Source organism: uncultured Paraglaciecola sp. (genome assembly GCF_913058035.1).
In the GTDB taxonomy this organism is placed as follows: domain Bacteria; phylum Pseudomonadota; class Gammaproteobacteria; order Enterobacterales; family Alteromonadaceae; genus Paraglaciecola.
On sequence record NZ_CAJXPA010000078.1, the window covers coordinates 1 to 20,317 of the forward strand.

At 40.8% G+C, this 20,317-nt stretch carries 18 protein-coding genes and 1 pseudogene; 10 read left to right on the plus strand and 9 right to left on the minus strand.

The window, feature by feature from the left end; genetic code table 11:
• Nucleotides 1-147 precede the first annotated feature (147 nt).
• Complete coding sequence (locus QZ562_RS11575) at nucleotides 148-999, minus strand: MurR/RpiR family transcriptional regulator (RefSeq protein WP_293760070.1); 852 nt, start codon at nucleotides 997-999, stop codon at nucleotides 148-150.
• 279 nt (nucleotides 1,000-1,278) lie between these two features.
• Between QZ562_RS11575 and zwf the strand changes: the two genes are divergently transcribed.
• The 5 genes from zwf to QZ562_RS11600 are packed head-to-tail and all read left to right on the plus strand — an operon-like array spanning nucleotide 1,279 to nucleotide 6,916.
• The gene (gene zwf / locus QZ562_RS11580) at nucleotides 1,279-2,769 is read left to right on the plus strand and encodes a glucose-6-phosphate dehydrogenase (protein ID WP_293760072.1); all 1,491 of its coding nucleotides are present in this window, start codon (nucleotides 1,279-1,281) and stop codon (nucleotides 2,767-2,769) included.
• Nucleotides 2,769-3,461 (plus strand): 6-phosphogluconolactonase, encoded by a 693-nt coding sequence (gene pgl, locus QZ562_RS11585; protein ID WP_293760074.1) that lies wholly within the window; start codon nucleotides 2,769-2,771, stop codon nucleotides 3,459-3,461. The genes zwf and pgl overlap by 1 nt, the downstream gene beginning before the upstream one ends.
• Before the next feature lie 26 nt (nucleotides 3,462-3,487).
• Nucleotides 3,488-5,308, plus strand: coding sequence for a phosphogluconate dehydratase (edd, locus tag QZ562_RS11590; protein WP_293760076.1), 1,821 nt, complete (start codon nucleotides 3,488-3,490; stop codon nucleotides 5,306-5,308).
• 4 nt (nucleotides 5,309-5,312) lie between these two features.
• Complete coding sequence (locus tag QZ562_RS11595; protein WP_293760078.1) at nucleotides 5,313-6,263, plus strand: glucokinase; 951 nt, start codon at nucleotides 5,313-5,315, stop codon at nucleotides 6,261-6,263.
• A 5-nt stretch (nucleotides 6,264-6,268) separates the two neighbouring features.
• Nucleotides 6,269-6,916, plus strand: coding sequence for a bifunctional 4-hydroxy-2-oxoglutarate aldolase/2-dehydro-3-deoxy-phosphogluconate aldolase (locus QZ562_RS11600; RefSeq protein WP_293760080.1), 648 nt, complete (start codon nucleotides 6,269-6,271; stop codon nucleotides 6,914-6,916).
• A 493-nt stretch (nucleotides 6,917-7,409) separates the two neighbouring features.
• On the opposite strand, the gene QZ562_RS11605 is transcribed toward QZ562_RS11600, so the two are convergent.
• From QZ562_RS11605 to argC, 7 genes are all read right to left on the minus strand, one after another.
• Entirely contained in the window at nucleotides 7,410-8,072 is a 663-nt protein-coding gene (locus QZ562_RS11605; protein ID WP_293760082.1) for a peptidylprolyl isomerase, read from the minus strand.
• A 24-nt stretch (nucleotides 8,073-8,096) separates the two neighbouring features.
• On the minus strand, nucleotides 8,097-9,407 hold the full coding sequence (gene argA, locus QZ562_RS11610) for an amino-acid N-acetyltransferase (protein WP_293760084.1): 1,311 nt from the start codon (nucleotides 9,405-9,407) through the stop codon (nucleotides 8,097-8,099).
• A gap of 10 nt (nucleotides 9,408-9,417) precedes the next feature.
• Nucleotides 9,418-10,791, minus strand: a complete 1,374-nt coding sequence (gene argH / locus QZ562_RS11615; RefSeq protein ID WP_293760086.1) for an argininosuccinate lyase — start codon at nucleotides 10,789-10,791, stop codon at nucleotides 9,418-9,420.
• Nucleotides 10,791-12,038, minus strand: coding sequence for an argininosuccinate synthase (locus tag QZ562_RS11620; protein ID WP_293760088.1), 1,248 nt, complete (start codon nucleotides 12,036-12,038; stop codon nucleotides 10,791-10,793). The genes argH and QZ562_RS11620 overlap by 1 nt, the downstream gene beginning before the upstream one ends.
• A gap of 167 nt (nucleotides 12,039-12,205) precedes the next feature.
• A complete protein-coding gene (locus tag QZ562_RS11625) occupies nucleotides 12,206-13,135 on the minus strand; it encodes an ornithine carbamoyltransferase (RefSeq protein ID WP_293760090.1) in 930 nt (309 codons plus the stop codon).
• Nucleotides 13,132-13,965, minus strand: a complete 834-nt coding sequence (gene argB, locus QZ562_RS11630; RefSeq protein WP_293760092.1) for an acetylglutamate kinase — start codon at nucleotides 13,963-13,965, stop codon at nucleotides 13,132-13,134. The genes QZ562_RS11625 and argB overlap by 4 nt, the downstream gene beginning before the upstream one ends.
• 2 nt (nucleotides 13,966-13,967) lie before the next feature.
• A complete protein-coding gene (gene argC / locus QZ562_RS11635; RefSeq protein WP_293760094.1) occupies nucleotides 13,968-15,008 on the minus strand; it encodes an N-acetyl-gamma-glutamyl-phosphate reductase in 1,041 nt (346 codons plus the stop codon).
• Between the two features lie 433 nt (nucleotides 15,009-15,441).
• On the opposite strand from argC, the gene QZ562_RS11640 reads away from it, so the two are divergent.
• From QZ562_RS11640 to QZ562_RS11660, 5 genes and pseudogenes are all read left to right on the plus strand, one after another.
• A complete protein-coding gene (locus QZ562_RS11640; protein ID WP_293760096.1) occupies nucleotides 15,442-15,825 on the plus strand; it encodes a M20/M25/M40 family metallo-hydrolase in 384 nt (127 codons plus the stop codon).
• An 18-nt stretch (nucleotides 15,826-15,843) separates the two neighbouring features.
• Nucleotides 15,844-16,041 carry a peptidase dimerization domain-containing protein gene (locus tag QZ562_RS11645; RefSeq protein WP_293760098.1) on the plus strand — a complete coding sequence of 66 codons (198 nt, stop codon included), beginning with the start codon at nucleotides 15,844-15,846 and terminating at the stop codon, nucleotides 16,039-16,041.
• 28 nt (nucleotides 16,042-16,069) lie between these two features.
• On the plus strand, nucleotides 16,070-16,288 hold the full coding sequence (locus tag QZ562_RS11650) for a peptidase dimerization domain-containing protein (protein ID WP_293760101.1): 219 nt from the start codon (nucleotides 16,070-16,072) through the stop codon (nucleotides 16,286-16,288).
• A 12-nt stretch (nucleotides 16,289-16,300) separates the two neighbouring features.
• Nucleotides 16,301-16,507: a hypothetical protein gene (locus QZ562_RS11655; protein WP_293760103.1), complete on the plus strand. Its 207-nt coding sequence runs from the start codon at nucleotides 16,301-16,303 to the stop codon at nucleotides 16,505-16,507.
• Nucleotides 16,508-16,581: 74 nt separating this feature from the next.
• Nucleotides 16,582-16,989: pseudogene (locus QZ562_RS11660) on the plus strand (methylglyoxal synthase).
• Between the two features lie 38 nt (nucleotides 16,990-17,027).
• Here QZ562_RS11660 and QZ562_RS11665 read toward each other — a convergent pair.
• Nucleotides 17,028-20,234 (minus strand): glycoside hydrolase family 15 protein, encoded by a 3,207-nt coding sequence (locus QZ562_RS11665; protein WP_293760105.1) that lies wholly within the window; start codon nucleotides 20,232-20,234, stop codon nucleotides 17,028-17,030.
• Between the last annotated feature and the right edge of the window lie 83 nt (nucleotides 20,235-20,317).

Genomic DNA, 20,317 nt, shown 5'->3' on the forward strand with positions numbered 1-20,317 from the left:
TCAAATGTTTATAAGATACAGGTTATAAATTAACAAAACTGTAATTTTATTACAAAATTTTAATGCAAAATAGCCAATAAGTGAAATTATTCTAATAAAAAAGAGCCTGTAGGCCCCATTTTTTTAAAATTAATACTGGTTATTGCCTTAGTCGCTGCGTTTATCAAACCTTGAACCGCGCAAAGTATCTTTTACGCGCTTAAGATTTTCTCTGAATTTGTTACCTCTTCTGAGGGTAAAGCCTGTGGCTAAAATATCAATTAGTACAAGCTGAGCGATACGAGACGCCATAGGCATATACATATCTGTATCCTCGGGAACTTCTAAAGACAACACCAAACTACATTCTTTTGCCAGAGGGCTGTCTTTAGAGGTAATACCCATGACAGTTGCATCATTGCCTCTCGCTATTTGGGCTATTTCTACCAAGCTTTTTGTTCTACCAGTGTGAGAAATTAAAACGACTACATCACCTTCACCAGAGTTCATGCAGCTCATTCGTTGCATGATTATATCTTCAAAATAGATAACTGGAACGTTGAATCGAAAAAATTTGTTTAGCGCATCGTGGGCAACTGAAGCAGAAGCACCAAGTCCAAAAAAAGATATTTTTTGAGCTTGAGTTAATAAGTCTACTGCACGATTGATTGCGGCTATATCAACTGATTGTCGCGCGACTTCAAGGGAAGCCATGGTAGACTCAAAAATTTTATGGGTATATTCTTCGGGTCCATCGTTTTCTTCAACATGACGATTGACATAAGGTGTGCCGTTGGCAAGACTTTGTGCTAGGTGTAACTTAAAATCTGGGTAGCCTTTAGTATCCAATCGCCGACAAAAGCGATTCACTGTTGGCTCACTTACGCCAGACATTTTGGCGAGCGTAGCAATACTGCTATGGATTGCCGTTTGTGGATTCGCTAATATGACCTCTGCAACCTTGCGCTCAGACTTACTAAAAACGGAGTTATGTTGGGTTATTTTTTCTAGAATATTCATACGCGCGTTAAAAACTTCATTATAATGGTTTCACTTTAGTGCCAGCGTTAAGCATGCCTTATTGGTTTAGAGTACTATAGCTGTAATTTTTTAACAGGAATTCTTTCGATCTAAAGGACTAATACACTCATAATGACAATTTACCCGCTAAAACGCAGTGAAAAGTTGTAAACTTACTACATTTGATGTTAAATTTTACATTATGCGTTGGTGATTGGGTTGTAACGATTGTTTGTTATGACAATTAACACTCTCTATCTAAATAAGTAGGCAGAAAAAATGGTTTTGGAAAATTCATTCGAACCTTGTGATTTCGTGTTGTTTGGCACCAAAGGCGATTTGGCCAGACGAAAACTTTTACCCTCTTTATATCAACTTGAAAAAGCTGATTTGATGCATGCCGAAACGAAAGTTATCGGTGTAGCACGTCAAGATATCAGCACAGAAGAGTATGTAGCCCTCGTAAAAGAAAATATTGAAAAATTTTCCAAGGAAGAGCTGTGCCAAAAAACTTGGGAGCGATTTTCTGAAAAGTTAGATTATGTACAAGTGGACATGAAAAATGCTGAAAGTTACAAAGCATTTAAAGAACATGTCGATCCTAAACGTTTGATGGTTTGTTACTTTGCCACGCCCCCCTCTATTTTTGGCGATATCTGTCTTGGTTTGAAGGCGGCTAAAATTATTGACAAAAGTATGCGTGTTGTTTTAGAAAAACCAATCGGTCATGACTTAGCTTCATCTAAAGTAATCAACGATCAAGTTGCAGAGTTTTTTGATGAAACTCAAATTTATCGAATTGATCATTATTTAGGAAAAGAGACTGTTTTAAACTTGATCGCATTACGCTTTGCTAACTCTATTTTTGCTACTAACTGGGATCACAATTGCATCGACCATGTGCAAATCAGTGTTGCTGAGTCTGTGGGTATCGAAGGCCGTTGGGGATACTTTGACGAAGCAGGTCAAATGCGTGACATGGTTCAAAATCACTTGTTACAGATTCTGACACTTGTTGCTATGGAACCCCCTGCAAACTTGGATTCGGATAGTATCCGTGATGAAAAACTTAAAGTACTTAAAGCATTACGCCCTATCAATGCCAGTAATGTTCGTCAGAACACTGTCCGCGGACAATACGTAGCTGGATTTGTTAAAGGACAAGAAGTACCAGGTTATTTAGATGAGCCTGATGCGAATACATCGAGCGAAACAGAAACCTTTATTGCTTTAAAGGTTGAGTTGGACAATTGGCGTTGGGCTGGTGTGCCATTTTACTTACGCACAGGTAAACGTTTGCCGGATAAAACCAGTGAAGTGGTGATTTACTTTAAACGTCAACCGCATAACTTATTCAAAGACAGTTTCCCGGAGTTACCACCGAACAAATTAACCATTAGGTTGCAGCCAGATGAAGGGGTTGAAGTCACTGTCATGAACAAAGTGCCGGGACTCACTGGAAGAGGGTCAATGGACTTGCAAAAGTCTAAGTTGAATTTGAGCTTTTCTGATACGTTTAAAAATGATCGGATCCCTGACGCATATGAAAAGCTATTGTTAGAAGTGATGTTGGGTAATCAAGCCTTATTTGTTCGTCGTGATGAAGTAGAAGCCGCATGGAAGTGGGTTGATGGTATCCTAGCTGCCTGGAAAAAAAGCAACGAACCACCTGAACCTTATCAGGCTGGTACATGGGGGCCAGTAGCGGCAATTGCGCTACTAGCTCGTGAAGACAGAGCTTGGTATGAAAGTCGAATAGGTAAAAAATAATGGCACTAACACAATCTAAATTTAGAACAACAGCGCAGCTTAACACAGCATTTTCTCGCAAAATTATTAAGCTACTTAGAGATGGTATAGATGAAAATGGCCGGGCAAGTTTAGTCGTATCTGGTGGACGCACCCCTGCAGAGCTTTTTAATACTCTGTCACAATCGAACTTAGAGTGGGATAAAGTAGACATTAGTTTGGCGGACGAGCGTTGGGTTGAAAATACCGATGAAGCATCTAACGAAAAAATGCTCCGTAGCGAACTTTTAATTAACAATGCTGCAAATGCAAACTTTGTATCCTTAAAAACGCAGCATAGCAATGCTGCAGATGCGGTATTAACATGTACCGCAAATCTACAAAAAATGCGTACTCCCTTCGACGTGCTGATTTTGGGTATGGGAGAAGATGGTCATACTGCGTCATTGTTTCCTTGCTCAGAGCAAATTGCCCAAGGTCTCGATCTCGAGTCAGGTGATACATTTATTGCCATCCAGCCTACAAGCGCACCAAATCAACGTATGTCACTGACCTTGCCTGCATTATTAAACAGTAATCAGATTTTTTTGCATCTCACCGGTGAGAGCAAAAAAGATGTGTTAAATACAGTTCTGTCAGATGACGACGCCCTAGTCATGCCAATTCGAGCCGTCATCAACAACGCCGATGTCGAGCTTTTGTGGGCACCCTAATTAAATTTTTTTTATAGGAAAAATCCATGAACTCAGTTATCCAAGAAGTCACAGACCGAATTATTCAGCGTAGCCAAGCCTCGCGTAAAAGTTATTTAGAAAAAATTGAAAGCGCACGTTTGCATGGTCCACATCGTGGTGTGTTGTCTTGTGGTAATTTAGCTCATGGGTTTGCAGCTTGTGGAACAGAAGATAAGTCTGACTTGCGTAGTATGACCAAATCGAATATCGCGATAGTGTCATCTTATAACGATATGCTATCAGCTCATCAACCTTATGAAGCATTTCCGGCTCAATTAAAAAAAGCGATTAATGCAGTTGGCAGTGTTGCTCAATTTGCTGGTGGTGTACCTGCTATGTGTGATGGAGTGACCCAAGGCACACCGGGCATGGATTTGAGTCTGATGAGCCGTGATGTTATTGCAATGGGAACTGCTGTTGCGCTTTCACATAATATGTTTGATGGCACCTTGATGTTAGGTATTTGCGATAAAATTGTCCCTGGTTTGTTACTTGGCGCCTTAAGTTTTGGTCATCTTCCAACAATATTTGTTCCGGCAGGGCCCATGCCTTCAGGTCTTCCAAACAAAGAAAAAGCGCGCGTGCGTCAAGCTTTTGCCGAAGGTAAAGTTGGCCGTGAAGAATTACTCGATGCTGAATCAGAGTCTTATCATTCAGCTGGTACTTGTACTTTCTACGGCACTGCCAATAGTAATCAATTAGTGGTAGAAATTATGGGACTACATCTTCCAGGTTCATCGTTTGTTAACCCGGGCACTCCACTGCGTGATGCATTAACAGATGCTGCAGCAAGACAGATTACTCGTATTACTGATTTAGGCGACGCTTATCGTCCCATTGGTCATATAGTCGATGCAAAAGCCATAGTTAATGGTTTGGTAGGCCTTTTGGCCACTGGTGGTTCAACTAATCACACTATGCATTTAGTCGCTGTGGCAAGGGCTGCAGGGTACATCGTTAACTGGGATGATTTTGCTGATATCTCCAGCGCAGTTCCTTTGTTAACTCGCATTTATCCTAATGGTTCAGCTGACATTAACCACTTCACTGCAGCAGGCGGTATGGGATTACTGATCAGAGAACTGCTTGAAGGTGGGTTATTGCATAACGATGTATTAACTATATGCGGCCAAGGCTTAGAGCAATATACTAAAGAGCCAATGTTAGACAATGGTGAGTTGGTATGGCGTGATGGTCCAACAGAATCATTTGATAAACAAGTCGTTGCCAGTGTAGATGAGCCATTTAAGGCCGATGGTGGATTATCTGTTTTATGCGGCAATTTAGGTCGTGCGGTAATGAAAACCTCTGCTTTACGCGAACCTCACTGCAAAATCACTGCACCCGCAGTAGTATTTGAAGATCAATTTGAATTGCATGCGGCGTTCAAAGCAGATGAGCTGAACAAAGATTGTATTGTTGTAGTGCGTTTTCAAGGACCATCTGCTATCGGTATGCCTGAGTTACATAGTTTGACGCCACCTCTAGCAGTATTGCAAGACAGGGGATTTAAAGTGGCATTAGTTACTGACGGACGTATGTCTGGCGCATCAGGTAAAGTGCCAGCTGCTATCCACGTGACACCCGAAGCCATAAAAGGCGGTATATTAGCAAAAGTGCAAACTGGCGATATGTTGGAATTAAATACTGAGACGGGTGCCATGGATATCCTGATTAGTGAAGAAGAATTATCCAAGCGTGAAGCTAAGATGCCTGATGTGGCAAAACATCAGATTGGAATGGGACGCGAAATGTTTGCAGGTATGCGTTCAACATTAACCGGTGCTGAGCAGGGCGCATGCTCGTTGTTTGTCGGCCAGGACTAATCAGATGGCAAAATTTGTTGCGGATGTAGGCGGTACCAATATTCGTTTAGCACAAATAGAAAGTGGTTCACTAAGCCATATTAAAAAATATTTGTGCAGTGATTATAAAACCATAAGCGCCGTTATTGGGACATATATGGCTGAATTCCCAGAACTAAATTTTAGCGCTGGTTGTTTAGGTGTTGCTTGCCCCGTGAATGGTGATGTGATTTCTATGACTAATAATCACTGGCAGTTTTCTATCTCTCAACTGCAAGCTGAGCTAAGTTTAGATTGGCTGGGTGTGATCAATGATTTCACGGCTGTTGCCCATGCCGTTACTGTATTGAGCAATCAACAAAAAGAACAGGTTGGGCAAGGTCAAGCCAACGAATTAGACAACATTGCTGTGTTTGGACCTGGTACTGGTTTAGGCGTTAAACACTTAACCCATACTAGCAGTGGTTGGTTAGCATTAGACGGTGAGGGTGGACACGTAGATTTTGCTCCAGTGGATGATGTCGATATTGCAATATGGCAGTTCTTGACTGATAAACTAGGCCATGCATCTGCTGAGGAAGTGCTGTCAGGACGTGGTTTAGTGCATATCTACCAAGCTATTGCTAAGCACAAAGGAATACTAGCACCATTGGATGATCCCGCTGATATTACTGAACGTGCTCTTGATGGTAGTTGTACATTAAGCGTCTTTACGTTAACACAATTCTGCAAGATTTTAGGCAGTTTTGCAGGAAACTTGGCCCTTAATTTAGGGACACGTGGTGGCGTGTATATTGGAGGCGGTATTGCTCCTCGTTTCACTAATTTTATTAAACAAAGTGATTTTCGGGTGCGATTTGAAGCTAAAGGTCGATTTCGTGACTATGTAGCTTGCATACCGACTTTCATTATTACTGAGCCAGATCATGGTTTGATTGGTGCTATGGCTTATTTAAATCAAAATTGTAAAGGTTAAATGCAATGACAAATAATTGGAAAATGACATCAGAAGAAATATTCAACCTAGGGCCTGTTGTGCCTGTATTGGTGATAAAGGATGTTGAACATGCTGTGCCCCTGGCTAAAGCACTCATTGCCGGTGGCATACGTGTATTAGAAGTCACCTTACGGACAGATGCAGCACTAGAAGTCATTGCCAAAATTGCCAAAGAAGTACCTGAAGCTATTATTGGTGCAGGTACAGTGACTAATCGAACTCAGTTGCAACAAGTGACAGATGCAGGTGCTAAGTTTGCTATTAGTCCCGGATTAACCTCTGATTTGCTCAAGGCTGGTAACGAGGGCAGCATTGCACTTATTCCTGGGATTTCATCTATTTCAGAACTGATGACCGCAGCGGATCATGGTTACACACATTTAAAGTTTTTCCCTGCCGAAGCATCAGGTGGTGTGAAAGCTCTAAAAGCCATTGGTGGCCCATTCCCTGATATTAAGTTTTGTCCAACAGGCGGAATAAGCCCAAGCAACTACAACGACTACTTAGCTTTGCCTAATGTGAGTTGTGCTGGGGGTTCTTGGTTAGCGCCAGAAGATGCGATGGTCAATGGTGAATGGAATAAAATAACAGAGCTCACGAAACAAGCGATTGCTGGCGTTAAGAAAGTTTAATAACCGTTTTAGTTCAATAAAAAAGCCGCATTAGCGGCTTTTTTATTGTCTATTTTAGACACAATCATATTTTGTTAAAGTTAAAATAAAGCAGTTGGAGTATTTCTGTGTCAAAATTTTGAAGGGGCAAAGTGCACAAGCCCATCAAAAGATGCTGGGGCATACTTTACTTTCGTATCGAATAAAGGTTAAGTCGTTGATTAAATTAATGATGCGATATGGTTAATGATGGTAATTTATTACTAGCGAAAATGCCCCCCGATGATGACTAGGGATCTATAGATTTTATTCGTTTGGTGAAGCATTCCCAAGTTTTATAGTGCCCAAAGAAATCATCAGCATTATGTCCCCCAATCACCATGTTCTAAATAAAAACTATATTCACCATCGACACTTTTTACCAGGGTTATACAAAGTTTACGCTTACTGCACGGCATCAATATTGTTATTACTGTTGCTGCCAGTAGTTATACACCTTCATAATAATGTGTCCTTACTGAACTAAAATAGTCGCTGTTATGATTGACACTACTTCACTGGTGTTACCGTTTCTCGAACCAAGTTGTTCGATACTTTCAAGTACATCCATACCCTGAATAACTTGACCAAATATGGTGTGTTTGCCATCTAACCAAGGTGTGGCAGTGAAGGTCAGAAAAAACTGGCTGCCGTCTGTATTGGGGCCTGAATTAGCCATGCTTAATAACCCGCCTTGAGTATGTTTAAGGTCATCACTAAACTCACCTGCGTATTTATAACCCGGATTACCCCTGCCTGTGCCAGTTGGGTCACCACCTTGAGCCATAAAACCGGGGATAATGCGATGGAATATGGTGTTGTCGTAAAACCCTAAAGTTGTTAAGTAAATGGTGCTGGATACATGCATGGGAGCAACATCTGGCAACAGTTCGATAACCATGTCGCCCTTACTGGTATTTAACTGCCACAGGTAAGTTTTGTCTTGGCTAAATTCCAACACAGGCGGCACTGAGAGATTATTTCTCCAGTCTTGTTGGGTTTTATTAATGTTTTGTTCTTTTATAAATTGATTAACTTGGTTGGTAGACTTGTCTGTGAATAGATCACAGCCGGAAAGAGTAAGAGTCATAATAAACGCCACACATAGTTGTGCAGCACGGTAGAGGTGTTTGTACATAAATTAGCTATCTTGTTAGTCTTTTTAGACCACTAGCTTAAACACTTTAGATTTACGTTGGAAGTTGTAAAGTTGTTTTTTCTTGGTCGGCAAGTCATCTAAGCTGACTTCAACAAAACCTTGTTCCTGAAACCAATGAGCCGTCACGGTAGTGAGTACAAAAATAGACTGTAAGCCTTGTTCACGCGCTTGTATTTTAATCGAATCTAAAAGCCGTTCGCCACGATTGCCGCCGCGATAATCGTTATGGGTGGCTACACAAGCGAGTTCACCCATTTTATCTTCGATATAAGGATAAAGTGCAGCGCATGCTATTGTCATACCGTCACGTTCAATCAAGGCAAATTGTTCGATTTCTTGCTCTAAGTGTTCTCTTGAACGTTTCACTAAAATGCCTTTTTCTTCCAAAGGTTTAATTAATTTAAGAATGCCGCCTACATCTTCAATATTGGCTTGGCGGAGTTGTTCGTATGATGTTTGGGATATAAGAGACCCCGCGCCATCTCGAGTAAATAGCTCTTGAAGTAACGCACCATCTTGACGATAACTAACCGTGTGACAACGACTAATCCCCGCCTCTAAACTAGATACAATCGCTTGCAGTGATTGTTTTTCTGGCGCATAGAAAGGCTCGTTTAACATGCAATAAAGTTCGTCTAATTCTAAGTTTCTTAGTAGCTTTCCTTCTTTGCTAACAATACCGTCTTGGTGATTAAATAAAATGAGTTTATCAGCATTGAGTGCGATTGCAGCCTTAGTTGCCACGTCTTCATGCGACAGATTAAATACTTCACCTGTTGATGAATATCCCATAGGGGACAACAACACAATGGAGCCATCATTTAGATGGTCGTTAATGCCATCCACATCAATCCGACGAACAACACCAGTATTTTCAAAGTCGACCCCATCGCGCACGCCTATGGGCATAGCAACCACTAAATTGCCTGAGCACACTCGAATATGTGAACCATGCATGGGTGAATTAGCCAGCCCCATGGTTAATAACGCTTCTACTTGTGCACGCACTGAACCTGCTGCGTCTTTTACACATTCAAGGGTTTGTTTATCAGTGATACGAATACCTTGATGAAAGCGTGGGGGCAGGTCACGCAGTGCCACTCGCTCATCAATTTGTGGTCTTGCACCGTGAACTAAAACCAAACGCACACCTAAGCTATTTAACAAGGCAATATCATGAATGATGTTAGCAAAGTTAGTTTCTTCAATGGCTTCGCCACCAAACATCAACACAAAGGTTTTACCTCTGTGAGCGTTAATGTATGGTGCCGAATTGCGAATGATTTTAACACTATCGATATGTGAAGCGACCACCAATTAATCCTTACTTATTTTGCGCTAATTCAGCGTCTAAAGCTTTAGTGACTGGGTCTATACCAGTACCACCTAAGATACTACGTTTATCGACTAAATATTCCAGTTGCAAGATTTCATAGACATCGTTTTCAATTAAGTCCGAATATTGCTGCAACTCAGCAATGCTTAACTCTTCAATCGCTTTTTTCTTCTCTAGCGCGGCTAGTACCACTTGACCCGAAATGTCATGAGCGGTTCTAAAGGGGATACCTTTAGCAACAAGATAATCGGCTAATTCAGTAGCATTGGCATAGCCTTCACGCGCTGCCTTAGCACAACGTTCTGAGTCTAACTTAATGCTGTCAATTACCTCACAGGCAATACATAAACAGATATGCCACTGCGTCACCGCATCAAGCAAACCTTCTTTGTCTTCTTGCATATCTTTGTTGTAAGCAAGTGGCAAACCTTTCATCGTCACTAACATACCTTGTAAACTGCCGAATACGCGGCCACATTTTCCACGCATTAGTTCTAGGGCATCAGGGTTTTTCTTTTGTGGCATCAATGAAGAGCCAGAAGTCACTTCATCACCCAAGGTAATAAATCCGGCTTCACCAGAGTTGAAGAAAATTAAGTCTTCGGCCATACGCGACATGTGCATCATGCTGGTGCTGGCAGTAAATAAAAGTTCCAACACAAAATCACGGTCTGACACCGCATCTAAGCTATTTAAACAGGGGCTATCAAAGCCTAATTCACTGGCAATTTCATAACGATCAATGGGGTAGGTAGTACCTGCTAAAGCACCACAACCCAAAGGCGACTGGTTTAAGCGCACTCTTAAGTCACGTAAGCGACTAATGTCACGTTTAAACATTTCCACATAAGCCAAACACCAATGTGGGTAACGTACGGGTTGAGCTCGTTGTAAGTGGGTATAACCGGGTAAAATAACCGTTTTGTTATGGTTAGCCGTGCCAACTAAAGAGGCTTTGACATTTTCTAAGTCGGCAATCAATAGGTCAACATGCTCACGTGTCCATAATCTGAAGTCTGTGGCCACTTGATCATTTCGGCTACGACCAGTGTGCAGCTTGCGAGCTATATCACCAAGTTGTTCGATTAGTGTGGCTTCAACAAAGCTATGAATGTCTTCTTCATCGCTTGCGTCAAAGTCTAAAGTGCCTGACTCGGCTTTTACCAACAAATCTTGCAGCGCTTGTTCAAGCTGCATTTGTTCGTCTTGGGTTAATACACCGGCTTTATAAATGGCTTTTGACCAAGCTATGGAGCCCCGAATATCTTGACTGGCCAACGCACGGTCGAAAGGTAAAGAATCATTTACCCGTTTGAACATGGCACTGCTACCATCTTGGAAACGTCCACCCCATAAGCTCATTATTTTAGACCTGTATTTTTAAAGGCCAAGCCTTGTTTGTTCATGGCTTCGATACGACTAGATAAGCTGTAAAGACGAATAAAACCTTCGGCGTGGCCTTGGTCGTAAACATCATCTGCACCAAATGTGGCGAAGTCTTCAGAATACAAACTGTTTGGAGATTTTCTTTGGGTAACAGTAGCTTGCCCTTTATATAGTTTAATCACTATTTCGCCCGTGACTTTGTGTGCAAAACTTGCTGCGCCAGCTAAAAGTGAATCGTTTAAGGCTGTGAACCAACGGCCATCATACATAACATGTGAATACTCAAGACCGATTTGCTCACGGTATTTAAGTGATGCTTTGTCTAATACCAAACACTCTAAGGCTTTATAAGCTTTCATCATGACCGTGCCGCCAGGCGTTTCGTAACACCCACGAGACTTCATACCCACTAAACGATTTTCAACGATGTCGATACGGCCAACACCATGAGCGGCAGCCATTTCGTTTAACTTCATCAGTACGCCATAAGGTGATAATTTTTCGCCATTAACTTTGGTTAATTTTCCTTCTTCAAAGCTAAGTTGAATACGTTCTGGTTTATCTGGAGCGTCTTCTGGATCTACTGTCAATGTCCAGATCCCTTTAGTAGGTTCACACCATGGATCTTCTAACTCACCACCTTCATGAGATATATGCCAAGCGTTGGCATCTCGACTATAAATTTTTGTCAAAGAAGCGGTGCATTCAATGTTACGTTCGGCTAGATAATCAAGTAAATCTTCTCGAGATACCATGTCCCATTCACGCCAAGGGGCTATCACTGATAATTCTGGAGCAAGAGCAGCAAAAGTGCTTTCAAAACGGACTTGGTCATTACCTTTACCAGTACAACCATGACAAAGCGCATCCGCACCCACCTTAAGAGCAATTTCTACTTGCGCTTTAGCAATAATAGGACGAGCCATGGACGTCCCTAGTAAATACTCACCTTCGTATACTGCGCCAGTGGTAATAGTTGGGTATATATAGTCGGCGACAAATTCTTCTTTTAAGTCAACGATATAACACTCGCTTGCGCCAGTGGCGAGCGCTTTTTCACGGAGCCCAACTAACTCTTCGTCGCCTTGACCAACATCAGCTGCAAAAGCGATAACTTCACAGTTATAGGTTTCTATTAACCAAGGGATGATAGCTGATGTATCTAGTCCACCCGAATACGCCAAAACTACTTTTTTAAATTCTTTATTTGATTTAATGGCCATGATATTTCCTGTTCAAAAGCAGCTGCGAGTTTCGTAATAGCCACGAACTAACACATTGCTGCACTAATTAATTTCTTTCAATAAAGTGTTAATAGTTAACACATTACTGAATTGTTATTTTTGTACTATTGCTCTAATTAAACGGCGACTGACTTGAAGCTGTTTTCCTAATTTCTTGGTTTGAAGCCGCTTGCTAACAATTGTACCAAAATAGCATTTTGTCCATGCATACGATTTTCAGCTTGTTGCATTAATAATGATGCATCGCTATCGATCAAACTGCTGCTAATTTCTAAATCCCTGTGTGCTGGTTGACAATGTAATACGTATTCAGCACCAGTTTTTTCCATTAATGCTTCGTTAATCTCGTAACCAGCAAAGGTATCTTTGATATCAGCTAATGGAGTTTCGTCACCCATAGAAAGCCAAGTGTCTGTATATAAAATATGTGAACCATTTGCAGCGTTAATGTCAGTGCTAACGGTTAGCTTACCGCCATACTGCTGGGCACGAGCGTGGGTTAGTTTTATAATATTTTCGTCAACTTCATAACCTTCTGGTGTGATGACAACGACTTCACAACCAAGTGCTACACCCACCAACATCAGCGAATGTGTGACATTATTACCATCACCAATATAGGCTAACTTCACTTTACTCAAGTCGTCGTAATATTCGCTGATAGTGAGGTAATCAGCTATTGCTTGGCAGGGGTGATACATATCACACAAAGCATTGATAACGGGTACTTTAGATGATTCAGCTAATTCTTCTAGAGTGCTATGTGCAAAAACTCGAGCCACTATAGCATTTGCCCAACAGGCTAGGTTAGCGCCCATATCTTTAACGTCTTCACGACCGGCTAATTTATTTGATTGAGTGTCTAGGTAAACCATATGACCACCTAGCCTATTGATACCAATGTCAAAACTTACACGAGTTCGTAGGGAAGGTTTTTCAAATAAGGCAACAATTGAAAGACCATCTAAGGCCGTGCGATAACCATCAGGATTATTTTTGATGGTTTTAGCTAAAACTAATAAATTGTATAATTGTTCTGAGGTCCAATCTTTAAATGAAAGAAGATCCTTTTTCATAATGAAGCCTTGTAACTAGGTGTATTTATTTGAGGAGCGATTTTGCTGCCTATTGTTCGGTGTTGCAACAAACCAAGCAATTTTTCTGCATTTTTCCAACTGGCAATAGTGACACTACGACCTAAGCTATTTGCTGCATTTAATGCGGCTTGAACTTTGACTATCATGCCGTCACGTATAACGTTTTGCGCGATGAGTATTTCAATTTGCTCATTGTTTAAGTGTTCAATTAAGTTTTTGTTAGCATCTAGCACACCAGGCACATCTGATAAAAGCAGTAGCTGAGCATCTAATAACTGGGCAATCACTGTGGCGGCTTGGTCAGCATTAACATTGAGTAAGTTACCATTATTGTCTGCACCAATAGAACTGATGATAGGTAACATGTGTGTTGCAGCCAATGCTCTTAATAAAGTTGCATCGCCGGGTTTGACTGTACCTACGGCTCCCAGTTCTTTACGCATAACGCTTGCATGACATATTTTTCCATCTAACAAACTCAACCCAACTGGGTTTAGACCCGCTCGCATGGCTAATCCACATAACTGCTTATTAGCGGTGCCTGCAAGTGCACCAGTGATGAACGGCATATGTTCTCTAGGGGTGACACGCAAACCATCAATTTTTTGGCTGGTAATATTAAGCGCGCTAAGCAACTCCTCTACCATCGCACCACCGCCATGGACTAAAACTATAAAATAAGTTTTTTGTAGCTCGCCCATGGTGCCTAATAATGCCAGAGCCGCCTCTTTATCTTGCATAAACGCGCCGCCCACTTTAATCACTAATGAGTTTTTATGATTTTCTTTGTTAGTATATTTATTACTCATCGTTAGCTTACTAACCCTTTGTGTGATTCAAAGCCAAAGCGCAAGTTTGCACATTGTATTGCTTGAGATGCCGCGCCTTTTAATAGATTGTCAATGGCACTGACTACAACAAGATAGCCAGTTTTTTTGTCAAACTTCCAGAAAAGGTCACAGTAAGGTGTGCCGACTACATCATCTATTTTAGGCCAGCTATTTCTGAGCCTTACAATAAGATTGCCTCGATATGCTTGTTGATAAGCATCGGTAATCTGTTGCTCAGTTACATCAGTTGCTATTTTTACTGTAATTGTCGCTAAAATACCGCGCTTAAAATTACCCAAATGTGGAGTGAAAATCACATCTGTTCCTAAATAGTCAGTAATTTCAGGTTGATGTCTATGTCCCAGTACCCCGTATGCATGTAAACTAACTTCAGCGAAACTGCTATTCAATGACGCTTTTCTGCCTGCCCCTGATACACCCGATACAGCGTTTATAATTGGAAAATGCGCAGTGTTAATTAAATTATTTTGTTGCAACGGTTTTAGAGCGGTCAAAGAAGCTGTTGGATAACAACCTGGAACTGCGACTAAATCTGCGCTACTTATTTGTTCTTGATGCCAATCAGCTAAACCGTATACGGCTTGAGCTAATAGTTTCTCAGCATGGTGTTCGAAGCCATAATACTCTGCGAATTTGTTTTTATCTTTTATTCTGAATGCACCTGACAGGTCCATAATCACTGCTTTTTTATTGGTTTTTGCACCGTTTTTTGCTCCACATAACTCATTCATCCATTTGTGACTGGCTTCATGTGGTGTAGCTAAAAATATTAGATCAAAACATTCTGATAAGGCAGATAAATTATTTTCATCGATAGGCTGCAATGGTAAATCAATTGTATTGAAAAGTTTTGGATGAATATCTCCTAATAATTTTCCTGCATCATTGCTGTTAGTGGAAACATACAAAGCGGCTAACTCAAATTGATTATGGTGGTGAAGGAGTGACGCTAACTCAGCGCCAGTATAACCACTAGCTCCGATAATACAGGTTTTGATCATGGAAAATTTCTCTAAAAGCTCAATGTGAATAGGGTGCTAGAAAATGAAAATTGGGAATAAAAAAGCATTCTTTGCATTAAACCATATAGTCTAAAGCAAAGAATGAGCTATACGCTAGAAAGTCGATTGTCGTCGATATATCATACTGGCGAAGCTAGGCAGGGAAGTAAACAGGAATAATATTTTTGTAACGTTTAAGTACATATAAGATATCTAACCAAAACAAAATGAAATGTTAATTTAATACGCTGATGTAAATATTTCATTTATCAGTCGTTTATGATTTTGGCTTATGGTGCCATGTGTTGTATATTTATGCAATAAAAGTGAATAATTATTTGATCTAATTGTTATGCCAAATTTATCTTTCTTAGAACACTACAGAACCATCATTAAAACGCCGTCGATTAGCGCATTTGACGAGAAATTGAATATGTCGAATAAATCATTAATTGACATATTATCAGGCTGGTTCAGTGATCTTGGTTTTTCCATAACTATTCAACTAGTGCCCGGTGCTGGTAATCAATTTAATATGTTAGCCAAAATTGGCAGCGGAGAAGGAGGTCTGTTGCTTTGTGGTCCTTCAGACACCGTGACCTGTGATGAAGGTCGTTGGCAATCTGATCCCTTTAAAGTCAAACAAGCAGATGGCAAACTTTTTGGTTTAGGTAGTTGTGATATGAAGGGATTTTTTGCATTTATTCTTGAAGCATTAAAAACCATTCCTCTCAATAAATTGAAAAAGCCTTTGTACATTTTGGACACGGCCGACGAGGAGACATCAATGGCTAGTGCGCGTTTTTTTGCTGAGTAACAATTAATTAAGTCAAGTATGGCGATTATTGGTGAGCCTACTGAACGTATCCCCATCTATAAACATAAAGGACACATTGCACAAAGTTTGAATGTTCAAGGTAAAACTGGGCATTCCAGCGACCCCGATAAGGGTGTCAACGCTATTGAGATCATGTATCAAGCGATGGGTCAATTGATGGACTTGCAAAGTAAATTAAAAAAGCCAGTTCCATGATGCTGCCTTTAGTGTGCCCCATGTCACCATGAATTTAGGACACATCAGCGGTGGCGATGCAGAAAATCGTATATGTGAGCACTGTAAGCTCAACTTCGATATGCGGGTTGTGTCTGAGTTAAATGATGATCAAGCCCTTGGTATGATTGAAGAACCGTTAGCTCCAGTATTTGCAAAATATCCCAACCGTTTAAGTTTGGATTTAATGTATCCGACAGCGCTCGCATTTTCTTGCCGTGATGAATAAGATGTTTTGGATTTGGCTGAACAACTTACGGATAAAAAATTTCAAAGTGTTAACTATGCTACTGAGGCACCATTTATCAATCAATTGGGCTGCGATACTATTATCTTAGGTCCTGAAAGTATTGATCAAGCCCGCCAACCAGATGAGTATATTTCTTTAGATTACGTTGTTCCTACTGTGCATATTCCGCAGCAAATGATTAACAAGGTTTGTTTTTAATATTTATTAGCGCCAAGCTGATAAATGCTTCAATAATTTTGAGTTTTATAAATGAGCAAAAGACCTTTTAGATGATGCAAAAAACCATCGCATTGGTTGCTCATGACCATAAAAAACCAGATTTAGTAAAATGGTCTTTGGCGCACCAAGCCGAGTGAAGCAAACATAATTTGGTCGCTACGGGCACAATGGGAGGTTTGCTAAAGACAGAATTGTCTCTAAATATACACTACTTCAAAAGTGATCCCCCAGGTGGTGACCAACAAATAGGTGTATTAATTGCCAAGCTCAAATTAAATTGTTTAATCTTTTTCTGGGATCCTCTGAATCCCGCTCCTCATGATCCCGATGTTAAAGCTTTGCTAAGGATCTGTTCTGTACGGAATTTACCAGTCGTCTGTAATGTGGCGACCGCAGATATGTTGATTACTTCGCCACTGTTTTTAGTTCCAAAATATCACCGTGATGTGCTAAGTTATTAATGTGATTGAATTTTTATTTAAAATGTAATGAGTCAAAGTTACTCATAAAATGTCAAAGGTTTTTCTTTTGTTATTATTAATAGATGATTTAACGCTGAAATAATAAAGGTGGTACTACGAGCAGGTGACTGTGCATAAAAACTCTCCCAAGCATGACTTTTATGTTCTTGATAGTTGTCTTGTCTTTCAGGGTATTGCTCAATAAATGCTAGATTAACGGCGTGGCCGATAGTGACATCAATAACAATAGCATCGTCAATAATTAGGGTGGGGTTTTGCTCAAAAAAGCTCGAAAGTGCATTTAATGTTTCTATACTTAATTGACGATATTCAGCTGCATGGATATTGTTAAACATGTGCTCGATTAAAAGTGCAAAGGCTTTTTCACCTTCCGTCATATCACTTAATACTAAACTGCTATTAATACGATTACGTTTATCCATTTTATTGCCGATGACAAGTCCACTGGTATGATGCAATATTCTCCACACTTTTCCTAAAAACTCTGATGAACGACGGTCAATGATCCCTTGATGTTGACGCCAAGCTAGCCAACCCTCAGTAGGGGTGTCTAGCTGTTCTAAGCCTAAATTTTGCTGCCAGTTTAGCTGCTTGATGTCGCCATGTGCATGAAGAACCTCCATTTTTTGTGGTAAATCAGCCAAACTTTGAAAGTTTTCAAGCACCACTTCTAGTCGTGATTGAACCTCTGAGGGTGGCATATCCATCAACATATCGTAAGCTTCATCTGTGTGGCAGTTTTGTGTTCGAGCAATCTGGCTAGTTAATAATATGATCAACAAGCTCGCTCGAACAGTGATAAGTTCACTAAATAATTCGGGGCGTGCTTTGATTAATAGTCCTAGGTAGAGTAAGACTTCTTGAGTCAGTATTTGGTCGCGAACGTCTTCACGGCAATATTGTATAATCCGTTGCATCAGTTCTTCGTCACTAATAGGGCGCGTGATCAATGAGCCATCGTGATAAGAACGACCTACCTGAATAAACTTTTGCGCCACCAATAGATCCCCAACAGCTAAGCCAATGTCTCCATCAATTTTTCCTTGAAGTCCGGTGGCTTGTCTTAACACCGACCAAAGTCGTAAACGACCCGCCTGCGTATAAACCTCTTCGATTAGCTCACGCACACTTCGCTGTTGATTATAGATATGAATTTTGGCATCAATAGATTGTAACTCCACCATTTTAGTCAGCAGTGCTATCTGCTCGTATAAATTAGTTGCTGCATTTAAACGGGCTTCCAATGTGCTTACATTTGTCTCTAAAGCTATGGCTATTTCTTCGCTGGATAACAGTTGTTTATGCTCGCCAGCTAAGGTTAGTACACAAGATTGCGACAACAAATCAGTTAATGGTGCCTCAGGAAGTACTAAGTCTTTTAAGTGTTCCACATGTTCAACAGCGGCGGTATTAATTAGCTGAGACATAAGGCCATGTAAAACTGGGATCCCCTCGACTTCGCCGCTGGCGATCTGTTTCATCAGTGCATAAAAGGCATTACGATCGGTATCCAATAAATTGTGAGTCAGTAAAACTGTCATCGTTGGCCTGCCTACTTCAGTCCAATTACGGTGCAGGTAACTCAGTTCTGTCTTAAAGCGGCTGACTAAAAATTCTATATCATAACTCAAGAAAAAATCCCGCTGAATGAAAGAAGGTGTTAGGCAAACTGCTCGCTGTTTGCCCATCATGTAAACACGACTAGTGGATAAGCTTTTAAGTCGCCTAGGAATACGACCAGATAAACCAAGTTCATGGCATTGACCGATCTGGGCATGAACTGCGGCGATATCTTCGGGTCGATAAACTTGTATAGGAGAAATATCTTCTAGGGTTTGAGTGCTTACTCCAAAGCTTTCGAGTTCTTGCTTAAGTGCTTGGTCTTCAGCTAGAAATATTAGTTGTACAACAGGTTTTTTAGGTACTTTTATATGTCGACGTCCTAAAGGATCTAAGTCTCCAGGTCGAAGTAATTCGTCCTCTAGTAAACCGCCAAGTATGAATAAACTTTGAGCCCATACTAGTGGAACGTTGTCGTTAGGTATGCGTTTTTGTGAACCTGGCTGCTCACGCTCTTTTTCGACAGACTCTTCTGGCACAAAATATAACTCAGGAAGTAATTTTTGACCGTTTTGCTCGACTAACACTGTGTCGAGACGTTTTCGGTATTCAGTTATTTGTTCTCTGTCATCGCGAAAAAGCGCATCTAAATAAAGATAAGTATAAAACAATGGCCATTCTGATTCGATATGCTCAAACTCTTTGAGTTCTTGTTCTTCGTAATGTAATCGCCCTTCATCTTCAATAGCTGTTTGATGGCCATCACGTAAAAAACGTTTCAGACCGTAATTGCCTTGTAATTTTTGGATAATGTCATTCCGAACTGTATTAGCTAGAGCTTGATCGTCTACTGCAAAAGCCGGATAGCCGATTATGCTCAGCAGTGCCGCGTCTGTTTCTTTGGTATTTGACTCGCGCGGAAGCATAGTGGTTAACGTAATATTAGACTGAGCAATATTATCGGGAATAACATGGATAATGCTTGAGCGCGAACCTTTGGCTCCAAATAAATTAAACCCTGACAATGCTTCTAGTGCTGCTTTTGCCATACCCAGCGAGCTAGCATTGAGCTCGACGTTACCACTATTGCTCTTGGCTCCTCGTTCCCAAATACCAAAGTCCGGCGTGCGATAAGCACGTTCAATGTAATACACTAAATTTTGGATAAAACTGACTTCTTCATCAGTCCAGATTATTTCCAAACCGGATGCAATCATTTGCGCCAGTGTTAGAAGATATACTGACGTCGCATCTACCTGTAAATGTCCCCATTCATCATCACCTACCACACAGTTGCCAGTGGCCGTATCGTATTTGGCATGCAATGCATCGATTGGCTGTCTAGTTGTTTTAAACTTTTCTACTTTAGTAGATTGTGCCATCATCGAACGCAATAAAGCGCGCATTAATTTAACTGTTCGTTGCTGGAGCTCAAAACCGCGTCCACCATCGTCATCCAAGTTACGATAAGCTAAAGCAAGTCCCCACACTGCCAAAATACTATAAACGTTATCTCGAACCCAAGCGTCTTGGTAATTACCATGAACTGTAACAGCTGTACTGGCCGGTAATAATCCTGAAATAGGATGCTGTTTGTCTAAAATGACTGACTTCGTTTGGCCATAATATTGGTCAAGACGAGTCCGTAATTCGATGCCTTGCATAATGATTCCTTATTGCCTGAATTAGTCGAACATACAAAAGGGCCAATTATAAACTAATGATTTTATAAATATGTGTAGTGTAT